The sequence below is a fragment of the Salmonella sp. 2020_1395 genome, from assembly GCF_043848115.1.
GTDB classification, from domain to species: domain Bacteria; phylum Pseudomonadota; class Gammaproteobacteria; order Enterobacterales; family Enterobacteriaceae; genus Salmonella; species Salmonella enterica.
In genome coordinates this window covers 202,427-220,803 of record NZ_JBCMFH010000003.1, presented here as the reverse complement: position 1 = coordinate 220,803, position 18,377 = coordinate 202,427, and the positions used below count along the sequence as shown (strand labels likewise).

At 52.5% G+C, this 18,377-nt stretch carries 21 protein-coding genes and 1 other RNA gene; 12 read left to right on the top strand and 10 right to left on the bottom strand.

What is annotated here, in order from left to right; genetic code table 11:
- Nucleotides 1-79: 79 nt before the first annotated feature.
- Nucleotides 80-454, top strand: a complete 375-nt coding sequence (locus tag ACH0WD_RS05930; RefSeq protein ID WP_000680322.1) for a helix-hairpin-helix domain-containing protein — start codon at nt 80-82, stop codon at nt 452-454.
- 103 nt (nt 455-557) lie between these two features.
- Complete coding sequence (locus ACH0WD_RS05925; protein ID WP_001194527.1) at nt 558-956, top strand: YbgC/FadM family acyl-CoA thioesterase; 399 nt, start codon at nt 558-560, stop codon at nt 954-956.
- A 105-nt stretch (nt 957-1,061) separates the two neighbouring features.
- Here ACH0WD_RS05925 and queC read toward each other — a convergent pair whose 3' ends face one another.
- Complete coding sequence (gene queC, locus ACH0WD_RS05920; RefSeq protein WP_000817201.1) at nt 1,062-1,757, bottom strand: 7-cyano-7-deazaguanine synthase QueC; 696 nt, start codon at nt 1,755-1,757, stop codon at nt 1,062-1,064.
- Nucleotides 1,758-1,821: 64 nt separating this feature from the next.
- A complete protein-coding gene (locus ACH0WD_RS05915) occupies nt 1,822-3,522 on the bottom strand; it encodes an SgrR family transcriptional regulator (RefSeq protein WP_001238156.1) in 1,701 nt (566 codons plus the stop codon).
- A 100-nt stretch (nt 3,523-3,622) separates the two neighbouring features.
- On the opposite strand from ACH0WD_RS05915, the gene cof reads away from it, so the two are divergent.
- Nucleotides 3,623-4,441, top strand: a complete 819-nt coding sequence (gene cof, locus ACH0WD_RS05910) for an HMP-PP phosphatase (RefSeq protein ID WP_000113042.1) — start codon at nt 3,623-3,625, stop codon at nt 4,439-4,441.
- 48 nt (nt 4,442-4,489) lie between these two features.
- On the opposite strand, the gene cdsH is transcribed toward cof, so the two are convergent.
- Entirely contained in the window at nt 4,490-5,545 is a 1,056-nt protein-coding gene (gene cdsH / locus ACH0WD_RS05905; RefSeq protein ID WP_000987850.1) for a cysteine desulfhydrase, read from the bottom strand.
- Between the two features lie 112 nt (nt 5,546-5,657).
- On the opposite strand from cdsH, the gene decR reads away from it, so the two are divergent.
- The 5 genes from decR to amtB all read left to right on the top strand — a co-directional run bounded on the left by decR (nt 5,658) and on the right by amtB (nt 11,572).
- Complete coding sequence (decR, locus tag ACH0WD_RS05900; protein WP_000884593.1) at nt 5,658-6,116, top strand: DNA-binding transcriptional regulator DecR; 459 nt, start codon at nt 5,658-5,660, stop codon at nt 6,114-6,116.
- A 40-nt stretch (nt 6,117-6,156) separates the two neighbouring features.
- Nucleotides 6,157-7,929, top strand: coding sequence for a SmdA family multidrug ABC transporter permease/ATP-binding protein (locus ACH0WD_RS05895; protein WP_001235568.1), 1,773 nt, complete (start codon nt 6,157-6,159; stop codon nt 7,927-7,929).
- Nucleotides 7,922-9,703 carry a SmdB family multidrug efflux ABC transporter permease/ATP-binding protein gene (locus tag ACH0WD_RS05890; RefSeq protein WP_001256064.1) on the top strand — a complete coding sequence of 594 codons (1,782 nt, stop codon included), beginning with the start codon at nt 7,922-7,924 and terminating at the stop codon, nt 9,701-9,703. The genes ACH0WD_RS05895 and ACH0WD_RS05890 overlap by 8 nt, the downstream gene beginning before the upstream one ends.
- Before the next feature lie 212 nt (nt 9,704-9,915).
- Nucleotides 9,916-10,254, top strand: a complete 339-nt coding sequence (gene glnK, locus ACH0WD_RS05885; RefSeq protein WP_000780341.1) for a P-II family nitrogen regulator — start codon at nt 9,916-9,918, stop codon at nt 10,252-10,254.
- Between the two features lie 31 nt (nt 10,255-10,285).
- On the top strand, nt 10,286-11,572 hold the full coding sequence (gene amtB / locus ACH0WD_RS05880) for an ammonium transporter AmtB (RefSeq protein WP_000684919.1): 1,287 nt from the start codon (nt 10,286-10,288) through the stop codon (nt 11,570-11,572).
- 99 nt (nt 11,573-11,671) lie between these two features.
- Here the strand turns inward: amtB and tesB are convergent, their stop codons facing one another.
- Nucleotides 11,672-12,532 carry an acyl-CoA thioesterase II gene (gene tesB, locus ACH0WD_RS05875; RefSeq protein ID WP_000084176.1) on the bottom strand — a complete coding sequence of 287 codons (861 nt, stop codon included), beginning with the start codon at nt 12,530-12,532 and terminating at the stop codon, nt 11,672-11,674.
- A 214-nt stretch (nt 12,533-12,746) separates the two neighbouring features.
- Here tesB and ACH0WD_RS05870 point away from each other — a divergent pair, with 214 nt between their 5' ends.
- Nucleotides 12,747-13,316 carry a YbaY family lipoprotein gene (locus tag ACH0WD_RS05870; RefSeq protein ID WP_000779802.1) on the top strand — a complete coding sequence of 190 codons (570 nt, stop codon included), beginning with the start codon at nt 12,747-12,749 and terminating at the stop codon, nt 13,314-13,316.
- Between the two features lie 32 nt (nt 13,317-13,348).
- Here the strand turns inward: ACH0WD_RS05870 and ACH0WD_RS05865 are convergent, their stop codons facing one another.
- Nucleotides 13,349-13,738 (bottom strand): MGMT family protein, encoded by a 390-nt coding sequence (locus tag ACH0WD_RS05865; protein ID WP_000961286.1) that lies wholly within the window; start codon nt 13,736-13,738, stop codon nt 13,349-13,351.
- Between the two features lie 84 nt (nt 13,739-13,822).
- On the opposite strand from ACH0WD_RS05865, the gene ffs reads away from it, so the two are divergent.
- Nucleotides 13,823-13,919, top strand: an RNA gene (ffs, locus tag ACH0WD_RS05860) — signal recognition particle sRNA small type.
- 49 nt (nt 13,920-13,968) lie between these two features.
- Here ffs and ACH0WD_RS05855 read toward each other — a convergent pair.
- Nucleotides 13,969-15,519, bottom strand: a complete 1,551-nt coding sequence (locus ACH0WD_RS05855) for an EAL domain-containing protein (RefSeq protein WP_000213148.1) — start codon at nt 15,517-15,519, stop codon at nt 13,969-13,971.
- A gap of 224 nt (nt 15,520-15,743) precedes the next feature.
- On the opposite strand from ACH0WD_RS05855, the gene ACH0WD_RS05850 reads away from it, so the two are divergent.
- A complete protein-coding gene (locus ACH0WD_RS05850; RefSeq protein ID WP_000801415.1) occupies nt 15,744-16,004 on the top strand; it encodes a type B 50S ribosomal protein L31 in 261 nt (86 codons plus the stop codon).
- A 5-nt stretch (nt 16,005-16,009) separates the two neighbouring features.
- Entirely contained in the window at nt 16,010-16,150 is a 141-nt protein-coding gene (ykgO, locus tag ACH0WD_RS05845; RefSeq protein ID WP_001197749.1) for a type B 50S ribosomal protein L36, read from the top strand.
- Between the two features lie 55 nt (nt 16,151-16,205).
- On the opposite strand, the gene ACH0WD_RS05840 is transcribed toward ykgO, so the two are convergent.
- From ACH0WD_RS05840 to tomB, 4 genes are all read right to left on the bottom strand, one after another.
- Complete coding sequence (locus ACH0WD_RS05840; protein ID WP_000136183.1) at nt 16,206-16,676, bottom strand: YlaC family protein; 471 nt, start codon at nt 16,674-16,676, stop codon at nt 16,206-16,208.
- Nucleotides 16,677-16,793: 117 nt separating this feature from the next.
- A complete protein-coding gene (gene maa / locus ACH0WD_RS05835; RefSeq protein WP_001278793.1) occupies nt 16,794-17,345 on the bottom strand; it encodes a maltose O-acetyltransferase in 552 nt (183 codons plus the stop codon).
- A gap of 178 nt (nt 17,346-17,523) precedes the next feature.
- Nucleotides 17,524-17,742, bottom strand: a complete 219-nt coding sequence (locus ACH0WD_RS05830) for an HHA domain-containing protein (protein ID WP_001280991.1) — start codon at nt 17,740-17,742, stop codon at nt 17,524-17,526.
- A 27-nt stretch (nt 17,743-17,769) separates the two neighbouring features.
- Entirely contained in the window at nt 17,770-18,144 is a 375-nt protein-coding gene (tomB, locus tag ACH0WD_RS05825) for an Hha toxicity modulator TomB (RefSeq protein WP_000344807.1), read from the bottom strand.
- Between the last annotated feature and the right edge of the window lie 233 nt (nt 18,145-18,377).

Sequence of the window (18,377 nt, the reverse complement as noted above, 5' to 3'; positions counted from 1 at the left end):
TTTCTGAGAATTGCCGTTTGTTCGTTTTTCTCCGCCCCGCTATCGTGGCTGCACTGTTAACAAACAAGGAGAAAACAGTATGAAACACGGAATTAAAGCACTGCTTATTACACTTTCTTTAACCTGCGCGGGCATGGCCCATAGCGCGCTGGCGGCGACGCCTGTCGCAAAAAATGCAGCGGTGGAAACAAAAGCGGATACGCCTTCTTCATCCTCCGCCAAAGCGGCATTACCTGCTAAAGCCAGCGATGATGAAGGTACCAGGGTGAGCATTAATACCGCGTCTGCGGAGGATCTGGCGCGGGTGATGAACGGCGTTGGGCTGAAAAAAGCGCAGGCTATTGTGAGCTATCGGGAGGAGTATGGTCCTTTTAAAACGGTGGATGATTTAAAGCAGGTGCCGGGAATGGGAAGCGCGCTGGTGGAGCGTAATCTGGCAGTTTTAACATTGTAATCACTTGCACAGTGGCCAAAATTTGCCAGACTGTAGAGGTCATACCAGTTATGACCTCTGTACTTGTCGTTTACTTATAACAACAACGTAAGGTTATTGCGCTATGCAAACACAAATCAAAGTTCGTGGATATCATCTTGATGTTTATCAACATGTTAATAATGCCCGCTATCTGGAGTTTCTGGAAGAGGCCCGTTGGGATGGGCTGGAAAACAGCGACAGCTTTAAGTGGATGACGGCCCGCAATATTGCCTTTGTGGTGGTAAACATCAATATAAATTACCGTCGTCCGGCGGTATTGAGCGATCTACTGACCGTGACCAGCCAGGTACAACAGCTTAACGGTAAAAGCGGCGTATTAAGCCAGACGATTACGCTGGAGCCAGAAGGGCAGGTGGTGGCTGATGCGCTCATCACGTTTGTTTGTATTGATTTAAAAACGCAAAAAGCGCTGCCGCTGGAAGGCGAATTGCGTGAAAAGCTGGAACAGATGGTGCAATAACGCTTCGCAGTCTGATGGCGTTGAACTTGTCCGGCCTGGCGATATTGACCATGGTCAATATCGCCAGGCCGGATAAGGTGCATGCGCCGCCATCCGGCAAAACAATCACCTTAACCCGGTTTTTTGCTTCATTGCCGCCATCACCGCCGCTTTATTCGACAGATAATGATTCAGGCCGTTAGCGCGCAGATTACAGGCTGCGCAATGACCACAGCCATCGCCTTTAATGCCGTTATAGCAGGTCAGCGTCTCTTCGCGAACCAAATCCAGTTGGCCCCAATAATCGGCCAGCGCCCAGGTTTCAGCTTTATCAATCCACATTAAGGGCGTTTCGAAACGGATATCTTTCGCCATGCCCAGATTCACCGCGTGATTCAGCGCTTTGACGAACTCATCGCGACAGTCTGGATAGCCGGAAAAATCGGTCTCGCAAACGCCAGTGATCACCGCCTCGGCTTTGACCTGATAAGCGTAAATCGCCGCCAGCGTCAGAAAGAGAATATTGCGTCCCGGTACGAAAGTATTGGGGATACCGTCAGCGTTCGGTTCATAGTCCGGCACCGGAATGCTATCCCGCGTCAGGCTGCTGACCGCCAGTTCGTTCAGCAAAGTGACATCCAGCACTTTATGCGCGCGTGCGCCAAGTTTTAACGCCAGTGCGCGCGCGACATCAATCTCTGCGCGGTGGCGCTGACCATAATCAAACGTGACACAATGCACTTCATCATACTGATGCCGCGCTTGCGCCAGACAAGTGGTGGAGTCCTGACCTCCACTAAATACAACAACGGCGCGTTTCATAGTTATCCTGATCAATGACGAAAGCCAATATGGTAACGCGTACGGATAATCCCGACCAGCTTCTTCACGGCGAAGGCGGCGGAAGCCAGGCTTCGCTAAATTCAAACCAGCCGCGAGGGGTGAGCCGAACGCCGTTAACGCCCGGAGGGGCGCTGATGCGATAGTGATAATTAAACAGCGGCGTAAGTGTGGCATCATCCATCAGGTTGGCAAAAACTTGTTGTAGCGCGGCGCGGCGATCTTTTTCATTGGGCTGAATTTGCAGAGCGTCAAGCGTAGCCTGCAGATGGGAAAACGCAGGCGCGTCCAGGACATGCGGCCAGATCTGATCGCAACGTAGCCACTGCTCCAGCGTATATTCCGGCGCTTCGCCGATCAGCCTGTCGCCCATCATCAGATCCGCTTGCGTCAACGCAGGGCAGTTATCCCAGTTTTTGGCATTATGAAAAATCAACGTTAACTCACAGCCGAGCGTCGCCAGGTAATGTCGAAGCTGTTCCGCCATCGTATGCAGCTCTACAGGAAGGTGATACGCCAGGGTAAGTTTTTTCGGCAATGGGGTTTCATCAACGTCCTGCCATTGCGGGATTGTCCAGCCGGGTAGCAGCCCCTGACTTGGCATAATCAAGTTCTCATCTACCGGTAAGGTTTTCAGCAGCGAAGTATGATGGATAATATGTATCAGACGCCGCGCCTGCTGTACGTTGAGCCGTGAGCCCTTTTTGAGGGTTAAATAACAAAAGCCCAGGCTGATACCACTACTTACCTGACTCAGCGTCGCCAGCTCTTCCGGTTTGCCGATGGCAATCTGCACCGGATGGCGGCAACTGGTGCCCAGATCCTGGGCAAACAGTTGCGGGGTGATCCAGAATTCAATCGCTTTCAGCAGCGGATGGCTGAGGTGATAATGGTCATGACTTTCCAGACGCACCAGTTCCGGCGTGAACAACGCCAGGCGAAAAGGACCGGTGCCGATAAGCGGCAGGTCAGGATGCGCCAGACCGCTACAATAGCTCGCCAGACGATGCGCCAGCCAGTAATCAGGTCGGTGAAGGAGAAAGGTCAGGCACTGAGGATGCGTTACTTCGATCCGTGCGACGCTAATAAACAATTTGCTTAGCGCGGGTAGGGTAAGCAGCCTTTCCAGGCGTTTGTGTAGCTGCGCGGTATCCACCGCATCGCCATTATGCCAGTGCAGCGTGGAGCGAATATAAAAATCCCAGCGTAAACCGTCGGCGGAAACCTCCCAGTGATGCGCCAAATCCCCGCAAGGATATTGACTGTCGCGGTCGAAGCGCGTTAACCCGGAAAAAACTTGCCCTGCGAGATGCTGTTCCGCGCGTCCTGGCAGAAAACCCGGCTGCAGCGGATCAAGCGGACGATAGTAGGGAATACGCAATGTCGGCGTATCGTTTTGCCATTGGCCGCCCATAAAAGGCTGGAGCATCGCCCGTAACTCGCCAGGCGCCAGCTGCGCCAGTTCCAGTACGTTGAGCTGCTGCCCTTTTTCCAGAGCCTGCTCCATCATGGCGGTGCGGAGCGATTCCGGCGTGACCAGAAACTGGAGCTGTCCACGTTTCCCGCGCCCGGACTGCGCCTCCCATCTTAGCCAACCTGCCTGCTGGGCCTGACGCAGCAGCGTTCGCAGATGGCGTTCGCTACAAAAACAGCGCTCGGCCAGTTCGCTAACGGTGACATGTTGCGTTTCCCCGGCGGAAGGCTGCCAGAGGCGTTGATATTGATTAAGCCGATTCAGTAGCCTCATAGAAACCCGGAACACTTCCTTTTATCTGTTCACTATTACTTCCGTATATCTCAGGTAATACTGAACAACAAGTTAACCGCGTCACAGTGTGGAGAAAGAGATGGCCCGTCTGGCAGCATTTGATATGGATGGCACGTTATTAATGCCCGAGCACCATTTGGGTAGAGAAACGATCGCCACGCTGGCGCGTCTGCGCGAACGCGATATCACCCTGACATTCGCTACGGGTCGTCATGTGCTGGAGATGCGGCATATTCTGGGGACGCTTTCACTGGATGCTTATCTTATTACCGGTAACGGGACGCGAATTCACTCGCTGGAAGGCGACGTGCTGCATCGTCAGGATCTCGATCCTCAGGTTGCCGATACGGTGATGCACCATGCCTGGGATACCCGAGCCAGTATGCATGTGTTTAATGACAACGGCTGGTTTACAGGCCAGGAGATCCCCGCGCTACTCCAGGCGCACGTCTACAGCGGCTTTCGTTATCAGGTTATCGATATAAAAAGTATTCCGGCCCATCAGGTGACGAAGATCTGTTTTTGCGGCGATCATGACGATCTGATCCGTTTGCGCATTCAGCTCAATGAGGCGCTGGAAGAACGCGCGCACCTCTGTTTCTCTGCCGTCGACTGCCTGGAAGTGCTACCGCTGGGGTGCAATAAAGGATCGGCGCTGGCGGTATTGAGCAACCATTTAGGGCTTTCACTGGCAGATTGCATGGCGTTTGGCGACGCGATGAACGATCGGGAAATGCTGGGCAGCGTCGGGCGGGGGCTCATTATGGGCAATGCCATGCCGCAGCTTATCGCCGCGCTGCCACACCTTTCGGTTATCGGACATTGTGGTAATCAAGCGGTATCACACTTTTTGACGCATTGGCTGGACAATCCGCATCTACCTTATTCCCCCGAATGAGAGATCTCTTCCAGCAAGCCAGACATTCAGTCTGGCTTTTTTTTGTTTCTAGTCGCCGGTAAGTAATTTTGCGATGGCCGCTGACCACGGCGTCAAATCGCCGATATGGTCGCTAACCCAGGACGGATGGTAATAGGTATCCAGATAGCGATCGCCGCTATCGCACAATAACGTCACGATAGCGCCGGTTTCTCCAGCCTCGCGCATCCGGGCCGCAAGCTGCAGCGCTCCCCACATATTCGTGCCGGTAGAGGCGCCGACTTTACGGCCTAGCTGCGTTTCCAGCCAGTGTGCGGTGGCAACGCTGGCGGCGTCCGGCACGCGCAGCATCTCATCCACGACATCCGGAATAAAAGAAGGCTCTACTCGCGGACGACCAATTCCTTCAATTTTACTGCCCACCGGGCTGCGTAATGAAGCGTCGCGATCCTGCCAGTAAGGTAAAAAGACGGAATTTTCCGGATCCACCACCATGAGCTGAGTATCATAGCCCTGGCAGCGAATATAGCGCCCAATCGTCGCAGAGGTTCCGCCCGTTCCGGCGCTCATGACGATAAATCGCGGTACTGGATGGGGTTCGTTGCGCATCTGGCGGAAAATACTGTCGGCAATATTATTGTTGCCCCGCCAGTCGGTAGCTCGTTCTGCGTAGGTAAACTGGTCCATATAGTGACCGTTCAGTTCATGTGCCAGCCGCTCGGAGGCGGCATAAATTTCGCAGGCGCTCTCCACAAAATGACAGTGGCCGCCGTAAAATTGAATCTGTTCGATTTTACGTTTTGCGGTACAGGCGGGCATGACGGCGATGAACGGCAGTCCCAGTAAACGCGCGAACCAGGCTTCGGAAATCGCTGTTGAGCCTGATGACGCTTCAATAATCGGAGTGCCTTCTTTAATCCAGCCATTGCACAGCCCATAAAGGAACAGCGAGCGCGCCAGGCGATGCTTGAGGCTACCGGTGGGATGCGTGCTTTCATCTTTCAGGTAAAGCTGGATACCTGGAAATGCCGACAGGGGCAAACGAATAAGATGCGTATCCGCCGAGCGCTGGTGGTCAGCGTTAATTTCATTAATGGCATTTTTAACCCAATTGCTACTCATCATTAATATCCATTTATCATTTTGTGCCAAGAGTAGCGAAAAGTACGGAAAAAATTGTTGCTATTTGACCTTTAAATTACAATGTAAGGAGAAAAATATTCTCTATGGAGTGGGTATGTTAGATAAAATTGACCGTAAACTGCTTTGCTTATTGCAGCAGGACTGTACCCTCTCTTTGCAGGCGCTGGCGGATGCCGTTAATCTGACGACAACGCCTTGCTGGAAGCGGCTTAAACGCCTGGAAGATGACGGTATCCTGCTTGGCAGGGTCGCGCTGCTGGACCCGGAAAAACTGGGGCTGGGGTTAACCGCTTTTGTGTTGATAAAAACGCAGCACCACAGCAGTGAATGGTACTGTCGGTTCGTGACCGTCGTCTCTGAGATGCCGGAAGTGCTTGGCTTCTGGCGGATGGCGGGGGAATACGACTATCTGATGCGAGTTCAGGTGGCCGACATGAAGCGGTATGACGACTTCTATAAACGTCTGGTCAATAGCGTCCCAGGACTGTCAGACGTCACCTCCAGTTTTGCGATGGAACAGATTAAGTACACCACCTCTCTGCCCATTGAATAATTCTCCCGGTATTGCCGGAAATCATATCAGGAAATAACGCGTGCGATTATTTGCTCAATTAAGCTGGTACTTTCGCCGGGAATGGCGTCGCTATCTTGGCGCGGTGGCCCTGCTTATGCTTATTGCGATGCTTCAGCTGATCCCGCCCAAAGTGGTGGGGATTGTCGTGGATGGCGTAACCGCACAGCATTTTACTCCAGGCCGAATAGCGATGTGGATTGGCACCATTGCCCTGATCGCCGTAGTGGTCTATTTGTTGCGCTATGTCTGGCGCGTGCTGCTGTTTGGCGCTTCTTATCAATTAGCCGTCGAACTGCGTGAAGATTATTATCGCCAGCTGAGTCGTCAGCATCCCGAATTTTATCAGCGCCATCGGACGGGCGATCTTATCGCGCGTGCGACGAATGATGTGGATCGCGTCGTATTTGCAGCGGGCGAGGGCGTTCTGACGCTGGTTGACTCGCTGGTAATGGGCTGCGCGGTACTGATTGTCATGTCGACGCAAATTAGCTGGCAGCTAACGCTATTAGCGCTGTTGCCGATGCCGATTATGGCGCTGATGATCAAACGTTACGGCGATCGGCTGCATGATTATTTCAAACTGGCGCAGGCCGCCTTCTCCAGCCTGAACGATCGCACGCAGGAGAGTCTGACCAGCATCCGCATGATCAAAGCGTTTGGTCTGGAGGATCGCCAGTCTTCGCTGTTTGCGGCGGATGCCGAAGATACCGGCAAGAAAAATATGCGCGTGGCGCGTATTGACGCGCGTTTTGATCCAACCATTTACATCGCCATTGGCATGGCGAACCTGCTCGCGATTAGCGGCGGAAGCTGGATGGTGGTTAACGGCAGCCTGACGCTGGGCGAACTCACCAGCTTTATGATGTATCTGGGGTTGATGATTTGGCCGATGCTGGCGCTGGCCTGGATGTTTAATATCGTGGAGCGGGGTAGCGCCGCATACAGCCGCATCCGCGCCATGCTGGCGGAAGCGCCGGTAGTTAAGGATGGCGAAGAGCCGGTCCCGGCGGGGCGTGGCGAACTGACGGCGGCCATTCGTGAGTTTTGCTATCCGCAAACGACGCATCCGGCGCTGGAGAATGTGAACTTTCGTCTTAAACCGGGTCAGATGCTGGGGATATGCGGTCCGACCGGCGCGGGGAAAAGCACAATATTGTCGCTTATCCAGCGCCATTTTGATGTGACGCAGGGAGAGATCCGTTTCCATGACGTGCCGTTGACGCATCTGCAGCTGGATAGCTGGCGTAGCCGACTGGCGGTCGTCAGCCAGACGCCGTTTTTGTTCTCGGACTCTATTGCCAATAATATTGCGCTCGGACGCCCGGAGGCGACTCAGGAGGAGATTGAACAGGTGGCGCGTTTAGCCAGCGTACATGAAGATATTCTCCGTTTGCCTCAGGGCTACGACACGCAGGTAGGTGAACGTGGCGTCATGTTATCGGGAGGGCAAAAACAGCGTATCTCGATTGCCAGAGCGCTACTGTTAAATGCGGAAATTCTGCTTCTTGATGATGCGCTTTCTGCAGTAGATGGCCGCACGGAGCATCGGATTTTGCATAATTTGCGCCAGTGGGGCGAAGGGCGTACGGTCATCATCAGCGCGCATCGTTTATCCGCGCTGACCGACGCCAATGAAATTATCGTTATGCAACATGGTCATGTTGTTCAGCGCGGCGATCACGATCAACTGGCGCAGCAGATTGGCTGGTATCGCGATATGTATCGCTATCAGCAACTGGAGGCCGCGCTGGATGACGCGCCGGAACGCGGCGAGGAGGCGGCGAATGCGTAGTTTTGGACAGCTATGGCCGACGCTGAAACGGTTGCTGGCGTATGGCTCGCCATGGCGAAAACCGCTCTCTGTCGCGGTGATTATGCTGTGGATTGCGGCAGCGGCGGAGGTTAGCGGTCCGCTGCTGATCAGCTATTTCATTGATAACATGGTGGCCCGCCACCATTTACCGTTGGGCAAGGTCGCGGGGCTGGCGGCCGCCTATGTGGGGCTACAATTTCTGGCGGCGGGTCTGCATTACGCCCAGTCTTTATTATTTAACCGGGCGGCCGTTGGCGTGGTTCAGTCCTTGCGCACGGACGTCATGGATGCCGCCTTGCGCCAGCCGCTAAGCGCCTTCGACACGCAGCCTGTCGGACAATTAATTTCACGTGTGACCAACGATACGGAAGTCATCCGCGATCTGTACGTCACGGTCGTCGCAACGGTATTACGTAGCGCGGCGTTGATCGGCGCCATGCTGGTCGCTATGTTCAGCCTTGACTGGCGGATGGCGCTGGTGGCGATTTTGATTTTTCCGGCGGTATTGACCGTGATGATCATTTATCAGCGCTACAGCACGCCGATTGTACGCCGCGTGCGGGCATACCTGGCGGATATTAACGACGGCTTTAACGAAATCATCAATGGGATGAGCGTAATCCAGCAGTTTCGCCAGCAGGCGCGCTTCGGCGAGCGCATGGGCGAGGCCAGCCGCTCGCACTACATGGCGCGGATGCAGACGTTACGCTTAGACGGCTTTTTATTGCGTCCGCTGCTTAGCCTCTTTTCTGCGCTCATTTTGTGCGGTCTGTTGATGCTTTTCAGCTTTACGTCTGCCGGCACGATTGAGGTCGGGGTGCTGTATGCGTTCATTAGCTATTTGTCACGTCTGAACGAGCCGCTCATTGAACTGACCACCCAGCAATCCATGCTACAGCAGGCGGTTGTGGCGGGAGAGCGTGTTTTTGAACTGATGGATCGCCCGCGCCAGCGCTATGGCAGCGACGACAGGCCGTTACAAAGCGGGGCGATTGATATTGATCATCTGTCGTTTGCTTACCGCGACGATAATCTTGTTTTACAGGACATTACGCTATCAGTACCGTCCCGTAGCTTTGTGGCGCTGGTGGGGCACACCGGCAGCGGGAAGAGCACGCTCGCCAGCTTATTAATGGGGTATTACCCCCTGACACAAGGCGAAATTCGGCTGGATGGGCGAGAGATCTCCTCTCTTAATCATCGCGTTTTACGCCAGGGCGTGGCGATGGTTCAACAGGACCCGGTAGTGATGGCGGATACCTTTCTGGCTAATGTGACGCTGGGGCGCGATGTCTCCGAGGCGCAGGTGTGGCAGGCGCTGGAAACGGTACAACTGGCAGATCTGGCGCGCGGCCTGAGCGACGGGCTGCATACGCATCTCGGCGAGCAGGGAAATACGCTGTCCGTCGGGCAAAAACAGCTATTGGCGCTGGCGCGCGTGCTGGTTGACGCCCCGCAAATATTAATTCTTGATGAAGCGACGGCCAGCATCGATTCCGGCACTGAGCAGGCGATACAGCAGGCGCTGGCGGCGATTCGCGAGCGCACCACGCTGGTGGTTATTGCCCATCGGCTATCGACAATCGTGGAGGCGGATACCATTCTGGTTCTCCATCGCGGCCAGGCGGTGGAGCGCGGGACGCATCAACAATTGCTGGCGGCGCAAGGGCGCTACTGGCAAATGTATCAATTACAGTTAGTTGGCGAGGAGTTAGCCGCCAGCGTACACGAAGAACCCGGCCCTGCGGCATAAGGTTTGGCACCACAGGGCAAAGCCTCGCCCATCATGCACCGTCGTGGTGCGTTTTTCTTTCCCTGCTTCGATTTTGGGGCGCGTCAATATAAAGACGCGCCGCTAACTGCGCTTTTCCTCGCTCGCCAGCTTCTGGCACATCCTTTGCAATATCCATTCTGAAGAGTCCATGCGCGGCGGCAGCCGTTACCTAATTCTGACTGGAGGGTTCTATGAAGCTGGTTACCGTGATTATCAAACCGTTCAAGCTGGAGGACGTGCGGGAGGCGCTTTCTTCCATTGGCATTCAGGGACTGACCGTCACCGAAGTGAAAGGGTTTGGCCGTCAGAAAGGACACGCCGAACTGTATCGCGGCGCGGAGTACAGCGTGAATTTCCTGCCGAAGGTCAAAATTGATGTGGCTATCGCCGACGACCAACTGGAAGAGGTGATCGATATCATCAGTAAAGCGGCTTACACCGGAAAAATTGGCGACGGCAAAATTTTCGTCGCGGAGCTCATGCGCGTTATTCGGATTCGTACCGGCGAAGCTGACGAAGCAGCGCTGTAAGACCCGCCACACAGCAACAGGAAATGAAAAAATGAAGATAGCGATGATAAAAACCACACTGGCTTCACTGGCGCTGCTGCCTGGGCTAACGATAGCCGCGCCGGCGGTTGCCGATAAAGCGGATAGTGCTTTTATGATGATTTGCACCGCGCTGGTGCTGTTCATGACGATACCGGGTATCGCGCTGTTTTACGGCGGATTAATTCGCGCTAAGAACGTGCTGTCAATGTTAACGCAAGTGACCGTCACCTTTGCGCTGGTCTGTATTTTATGGGTGGTGTACGGCTATTCGCTGGCTTTTGGCGAAGGGAATCATTTTTTCGGTAATGTCGATGGGGCGATGTTGAAGAATATCGCGTTGACGGCGGTAACGGGGACGATTTATCAGTATATTCATGTCGCGTTTCAGGGATCTTTCGCCTGTATTACCGTCGGGCTGATTGTCGGCGCGCTGGCGGAGCGTATTCGTTTTTCGGCGGTACTGATTTTTGTCGTGGTGTGGTTCACGCTCTCTTATATCCCGATTGCGCACATGGTGTGGGGCGGCGGCCTGCTGGCTGCTCACGGCGCGCTGGATTTTGCCGGTGGTACGGTGGTGCATATTAACGCCGCTATCGCCGGGTTGGTGGGGGCTTATTTAATTGGCAAACGCGTCGGCTTTGGGAAAGAAGCATTTAAACCCCATAACCTGCCGATGGTCTTTACCGGTACTGCGATTCTGTATATCGGCTGGTTTGGATTTAACGCGGGTTCTGCGGGTAGCGCAAACGAGATAGCAGCGCTGGCCTTTGTGAACACCGTGGTGGCGACCGCCGCCGCGATTCTGGGGTGGATTATCGGCGAGTGGACGCTACGCGGTAAGCCTTCCCTGCTGGGAGCGTGTTCCGGCGCGATTGCCGGTCTGGTCGGCGTGACGCCAGCCTGTGGCTATGTTGGCGTTGGCGGCGCGTTGGTTATCGGCGTTATTGCGGGGCTGGCGGGATTGTGGGGAGTCACCATGCTTAAACGTCTGTTACGGGTAGATGATCCGTGCGACGTATTTGGCGTTCACGGCGTTTGCGGAATAATCGGCTGTATCCTGACCGGCGTTTTTGCCGCCAGTTCGCTGGGCGGCGTTGGCTTTGTCGACGGCGTTACGATGGGACATCAGGTGATGGTACAGCTGGAAAGTATTGCTATTACGGTCGTCTGGTCCGGCGTTGTCGCGTTTGTTGGTTACAAACTGGCGGATATCCTTGTTGGACTGCGTGTACCGGAAGAGCAGGAGCGCGAGGGGCTGGATGTGAACAGTCACGGCGAGAATGCGTATAACGCGTGATTGCGCAACATGCCTGATGGCGCTGCGCTTATCCAGTTTACCGTAGGCCGGATAAGCGCAGCGTCATCAGGCCATTAACGCCGCATAGCGGCATGTTTTTTAATTGTGATTACGCATTACCCCTTCCTGCACGGTTGAAGCGACCAGCGCGCCATCCTGAGTATAAAACTCGCCGCGAACAAAGCCCCGGGCGCTGGAGGCGGAAGTGCTCTCTACGCTATAAAGTAGCCATTCATTAAAATTGAACGGGCGATGGAACCACATAGAGTGATCGATAGTGGCGATCTGAATGCCCTTTTCCAGAAAACCGATGCCGTGAGGCTGAAGCGCGACGGGAAGGAAATTCAGATCCGAGGCATATCCCAGTAAATATTGATGGACGCGAATGTCATCCGGAACGGTGCCGTTGGCGCGAATCCATACCTGACGCACAGGCGCGGCGACGTGACCTTTCAACGGATTGTGAAATTCGACGGGACGAATTTCCAGCGGGCGATCGCAGAGAAACTTTTCTTTCAGAATCGGCGGCAGTAAATGCGCCAGCGATTGCGCGATTTCCGTTTCTGACGGTAGTCCTTCCGGCCCGACTGCCGTCGGCATGGTTTTTTGATGTTCAAAACCCGGTTCCGGCGCCTGGAATGAGGCGGTCATATAAAAGATGGGTTTCCCGTTCTGAATTGCGGCAACGCGGCGGGCGCTGAAGCTGTTCCCATCGCGCAGCACTTCTACGTCATAGATAATGGGTTTTTGGCTGTCGCCTGGCCGCAGAAAATAACTGTGGAATGAATGCACTAGTCGCGCTTCCGGCACCGTTTCTTTGGCGGCATAGAGCGCCTGGCCCACCACCTGACCGCCAAATACCTGGCGCAGCCCTAAGTCTTCACTTTGGCCCCGAAAGAGTCCTTCTTCAATTTTTTCCAGATTCAATAATGTCAGCAAATTATTCAGTGTCTGACTCATACATACTCTCCAGGTGACAACGATGCCGAAGCGAGGTAGGGCAGAGTATAACGCAATTTTGCAAGTGGTCCGATGGGTACAAAAGTCTGAATAACAGACCAATTCCAGGCAAAAATGAGTGACATGTGCCACACTTAATCACGTTATGTTTCTGTTAACCACTCTTCCGGCGGGGGGAAAGGCCTGCTGGTGCATTGATGATAAGGAGAATTGAATGAAACTCGTGCACATCGTAAGTGGTTTAGCGGTTGCGATATCTCTGGCGGCCTGCGCTGATAAAAGCGCTGATATCCAGACGCCTGCGCCAAACCCTAACATGTCGATTACAGCTAACCAGTCTACTATTCAGCAACCCAATGTTTCCGGTACCGTCTGGATCCGCCAGAAGGTCGCTCTGCCGCCAGATGCGGTGCTGACCGTGACGCTTTCAGATGCTTCGCTGGCTGATGCGCCGTCTAAGGTGCTGTCGCAAAAAGCGGTACGTACCGAAGGTAAACAGGCGCCTTTCAGTTTTGTGTTGCCGTTTAACCCATCAGATATTCAACCTAACGCGCGTATTCTCCTGAGCGCGGCCATCACCGTTGACAATAAGCTGGTATTTATTACCGATAGCGTGAAACCGGTGATTAACAATGGCGGCACTAAAGCGGATCTGACGCTGGTACCGGTACAGCAAACGGCGGTGCCTGTGCAGGCCAGCGGTGGTGCGACGACGACGGTTCCATCGACTTCGCCGACCCAGGTCAATCCGTCTTCTGCCGTTCCTGCGCCTACCCAGTATTAATCCTGCGCCAACCCTCTCCGTTACGGAGAGGGTTAATACACCCAGCGATAGCGTTGTAAATCGATTTGTCCGCTTCCCGACACCACCACGCCTTCCGTCAGTAATGCCTGACGTTGCCGCTGTAGATCCGGCCCGGTAAGTGATATTGCGCCGTGGCGGTTCACCACCCGATGCCATGGTAAAGTGCTGCCTTCCGGCAGACGTTTTAAAACTCCGCCTACCTGACGCGCCGCCCGAGGCGAACCGGCAAGCCGGGCGACATCACCGTAGGTCGTGACAAATCCTTCCGGGATCGAAGCGACGATTTGCCAGACGCGTTGAGGAAATGTGTCCTGAATATCCATAATAGAATCCTGCGTTAATGCTTCAGGATAATCTGGAATAAGGGGGGAGGAAAGCCCGGATGCGCAAGAAACCAGCATCCGATGCCTGATGGGTTGCAATTGCACGATATAGCAGTGATAATGCGCCTGCGCGTTGGTTCACAACGCTCTCAATGGGGGCTCTGTTGGTTCTCCCGCAACGCTACTCTGTTTACCAGGTCAGGTCCGGAAGGAAGCAGCCAAGGCAGATGACGCGTGTGCCGGGATGTAGCTGGCAGGGCCCCCACCCATTTGTGCCTCTCCATACTGTTCTTTTCTGCTGTGCGACGTTATAGCCGCTGTTCCGCCCAAAGAATAAATGCCGTAGCGGGTAGGGGCTTACTGTATAACCAGCCCTGACCATAATGTACGCCATGCTGGCGTAGCCACTGTTCTTGCCTGGTCGTTTCGATGCCTTCTGCGACCATCTTGAGTTTGAGCGTTTTCGCCATTTCAATAATATGCGGCGTGACGTTTTTATATTCCAGCGCATCGACAAAAGATTTATCAATTTTAAGGACATCCACATCCAGATTTTGTAAGTAGCTGAGGCTGGAATAGCCGGTGCCAAAGTCATCAATATAAATTGAATGTCCCGCGTTACGGTATCTGGCGACAATTGGCGCGCTGGTTTTCGGATCGGCGAACTCGCGTTCCGTTAACTCAAGCGCGATTTGCGACGGAGAAATTTGGCTACGGTTCAGCAGCGTGCTTAACAGCGTCGGCAACGTTTCCGACGCCAGATCGGATGCCTCAAGATTGATTGAAATATGTTGTTCGGGATGGGACTTTAACCAACTCCCCATGTCTTCAAAAACGGTTTCGATGATTAGCCGGGTTAGCGGCTCCGTGAGCCCGGTTTGTTCAGCCAGCGCGATAAAAATTTCCGGCGAAAGGAAGGTGCCGTCCGCCTGTTGCCAGCGAGCTAAGGCTTCGGCACCGACAATTTTTCCGCTGCTCAGGGAGACAATAGGCTGATAGTGTACGTTAATTTCGCGATTGTCTATCGCATCCTGGAGACGGTGGCGGGGCGACTGTAGCCGACGCAAAATACGCAGAATAAAGGCCGCGGCCAGCAGACCCGTTACGATGCCCGCCGGTAGCCAGATAAACGCCTGTCGATACCAGCTCCTTTCCAGCGGAGCGGTCGGTGCCCAGCTTACGATAGTGATGCCCATTTCCGGAAAGGGGTGAATAGCATACTGAATGCCTCGGTTTTCCAGCCGCAGGGGCGTCTCATGGTGAATGAGCGGAAGAATAGCGGGGTCAAGGTTACCGCTGCTGGCAACCACAGTATTGCGTTCCCGGCCAATAATAGCGACGTTAATCGGCCATGCGCCAAACGGAATCACATCGATAAAGGATGCCGGGTCGATCATCACGATATAGCTGTCGCTCCCGAGTGCCGCCATATAGCGTTTTATACCCAGATCGTTTTGCGCCGTAAACCAGGCGCGATAACCGTCGCGAGTGATTTTCATGGGCGGAGGGAAAGCGGGAATATGGCTCTCTTTTTCAAGTGAGGAACAAACGGGAATCGAATTTTTAAGATACAGAACTTCCTGGACATACCGAAAGCTATAAGACACGCGGCGCATGGCGAGTAAATGGGCGCTGCTGCAGGGCTCGCCTTTAAAGGAGGCAATATGCGTTAACGCGGCTTTTGCCTGGTCACTGACCCTTTCTGTACGTAGCGCCACCCGGGACGAGAAGATATCCAGCTCTTCGTTAAACCTTTTTTCAACTTGACGGTGCGCCAGCCACAGGCTCAATCCTATCGGGAAAAGGACAGACAGGATAAGCACTCCCGTTACCAGGCTGACCAGATGTCGTGTTGTCACAGTGATGTCCTTATAAACACAGCGTAGAGAAAGTATATCCGATCGTAAATCGCGCCCTCGAATGATAAAGCTATTTTATCGATTTTACAGATACAGGGGCCAGACTAACGCGTTACGCCACGTTGCTTTTGCCGCCAGGAAGAGATCGTGAATGTTTACCGGTTGAAAAAGGAGCGTTGATAGCGTATTTTATTGTTATGTTATAACATAATTGAGAGGGCGCAATGAAACCTGATATTCATCCTGTATACCGCACCGTCGTATTTCACGACACCAGCGCAAATGAATATGTGAAAGTGGGATCAACTATCAAAACTGAACGTGAAATCGAACTGGACGGCGTGACATATCCGTATGTCACTATTGATGTGTCATCAAAATCGCATCCTTTTTATACCGGTAGACAGAAAACGTTTGATAGCGAAAGTAGCGCCGCACGCTTCCAGAAACGTTTTGGTCATTTTATCGGCGCTAAAAGGGGGTAAATGAAATGCAGGTGTTAAACTCACTTCGCAATGCAAAACAACGGCATCCGGATTGCCAGATAGTCAAACGCAAAGGACGCTTATACGTGATTTGTAAAACAAATCCGCGTTTTAAGGCGGTTCAGGGGCGTAAAAAAAGACGTTAAAAAACCAACGGTTCAGGGAAAGCAGTGCGTACCAGGGAGGGTGCGCACTTTTTTATTACCGACTGGCTTCTGCGCGGGCCAGCGTAAAAATATCGTAGAAGGAAAGTTCGCCCTTACGGGCAACCATTTTTTGCAGCTGGACTTTATGTTCATTATCCACCTGTGGAGACTGAAGAATCGTCTCAATGAGCGTGGGGGGAACAAAGCGGGTGTTGTACCATTCGCCGTTGTAACAGACCCGGAGGTCCAGCACATCGATGTCGTTATAGTGATAACGCGGGGCGATGTCGAAAAAGAAGAAGCCATTAAATGCGATAAATAACACCACTAACAGCCACACTGACCCCACCAGCGTTTCTGATTGCAGCATGACCGCCAGCGTCGCAAACCAGGCTGCATACATCGCGATAAATAACCCAGGATGCTTGCGGATAAAACTGATACTAAAACGCGGCCTGTTATCGCGTTTTTCACGGACGTTTAAGTCATCAATAGTTTCGCTAAGCAGGCGCTGTATCTCTGTCATCTTTTGCCTTCATGATTTCTGCGACATAGGGGGTAGTAACAGCCCATTTTAAAGGGAGGTGTAACGTGAAAAAAGTAACAGATTAACCACGAATTAGCATAACAGTTATCATTTTGACTACAATTTTTTAATGATTCGCGCCGGATTTCCGCCTACCACGACGTCTGGCGGTACGTTTTTTGTCACCACAGCGCCTGAAGCGACGACGACGTTATCGCCGATGGTTACGCCAGGATTAACGACGGCTCGTCCGCCTATCCAGACGTTATTTCCGATAGTGACGGGTTTACCTAATTCTCTGCCGCTGTTGCGTTCGACGGCGTCCAGCGGGTGCGTGGCGGTATAGATATGTACCCCTGGCGCGAGCATACAATTATCGCCAATATGAATTGGGCAAACATCAAGCATGACGCAGTCGAAGTTAGCGTAAAAGGAGTGACCAAGAAAAATATTATAGCCGTAGTCGCAACGGAAGGAAGGTTCAATATAGGCGTCTTCGCATCGACCCAACAGGTCGCGTAAAATCGCCTGACGCTTATTTATTTCATCAGGCGTAGTATAATTGTATTGATGGATGAGTTGACGCGCCCGCAGTCGATCCTGGCATAAAGTTTCATCGGTCGGGCAATACAGTGCCCCAGCGATCATTTTTTGTTTTTCGTCACTCATCGCGCGCTCCCCTTGATGGATATTATCGCAATAGAAGCAATAATAGAGTATTAGAGGGAACGTTCCCTGCTATTGGTATGTGATCTATATCACTGTTCTATAATAGCCCGTTGTGTTATTAGCCAGAACGAGGAGGCAGATAACACCTGCGTGTTCTCTAAAAAGTAATGTAGCGTGATTAACGAATGAATTTCCATACTGAAGAGGGGATCTTGTCGTAGAGTTTGTTCATCGTCAATTCTGCAAGACGGTGATCCGCAGCTGAGTAAAATACAGCCAGCTCATTGTCGGACAATTCATATTTATTTTTCTCAATGACGCGCTCCAGAGTGTCAATTGTCTGACAGCGCCGTAAACGCATCAAATAATCAGTTTTAGTTAATGGTTTATCAGACATAAATTCTACCTATGATTGTAATAATTTTTAACAAGACAAACTAACAGGATTAGCCCTGGTGGCGTTGACGAAACAACGGAACAGGCGGTTGCCCGATTTACGCCATTTTTGCAAATCCTGCGTATTAATACCATAGCTGCTGAACAACATAAAGGTGTCGTCCAGGTATTCATCTATCTGCGCAATCAATTTATTGTCTTCATTGTACTTAATTTTATAATTAAGCGCGAAAGTTGCAATATGCTCTATCAGCTCATTGAGCTGCAGGTTGACTGCTGAGGTCGGGTCATTAACCCAGCCATGGTTGCTTTCTTCAAGGTTTGCAAGACAGTCATGATACAGGGTTTCGCAAAGAAATTTAAGCTGTGCTATATCATGTCTTTTGGGTGAGTATTCGTCCATAATGCATCCCCTTTTTAGTGGCTTAAACTAACCGAACACCTTCGGGATGGATACAACTAACTAACCTGGTACTTCCCACGTCACCTTATGATTTAACTATAATCTACTCTAAAAAACTTTTCATCGTCATATTACGAAAAATTACAATTGCGTGAAAGCCGCGTGTTGCCATACTTTTTCGAATTTTAACAGTGATCGTCGGTCGCCTAAAAAGGAACCAGTTTTATTGTTTG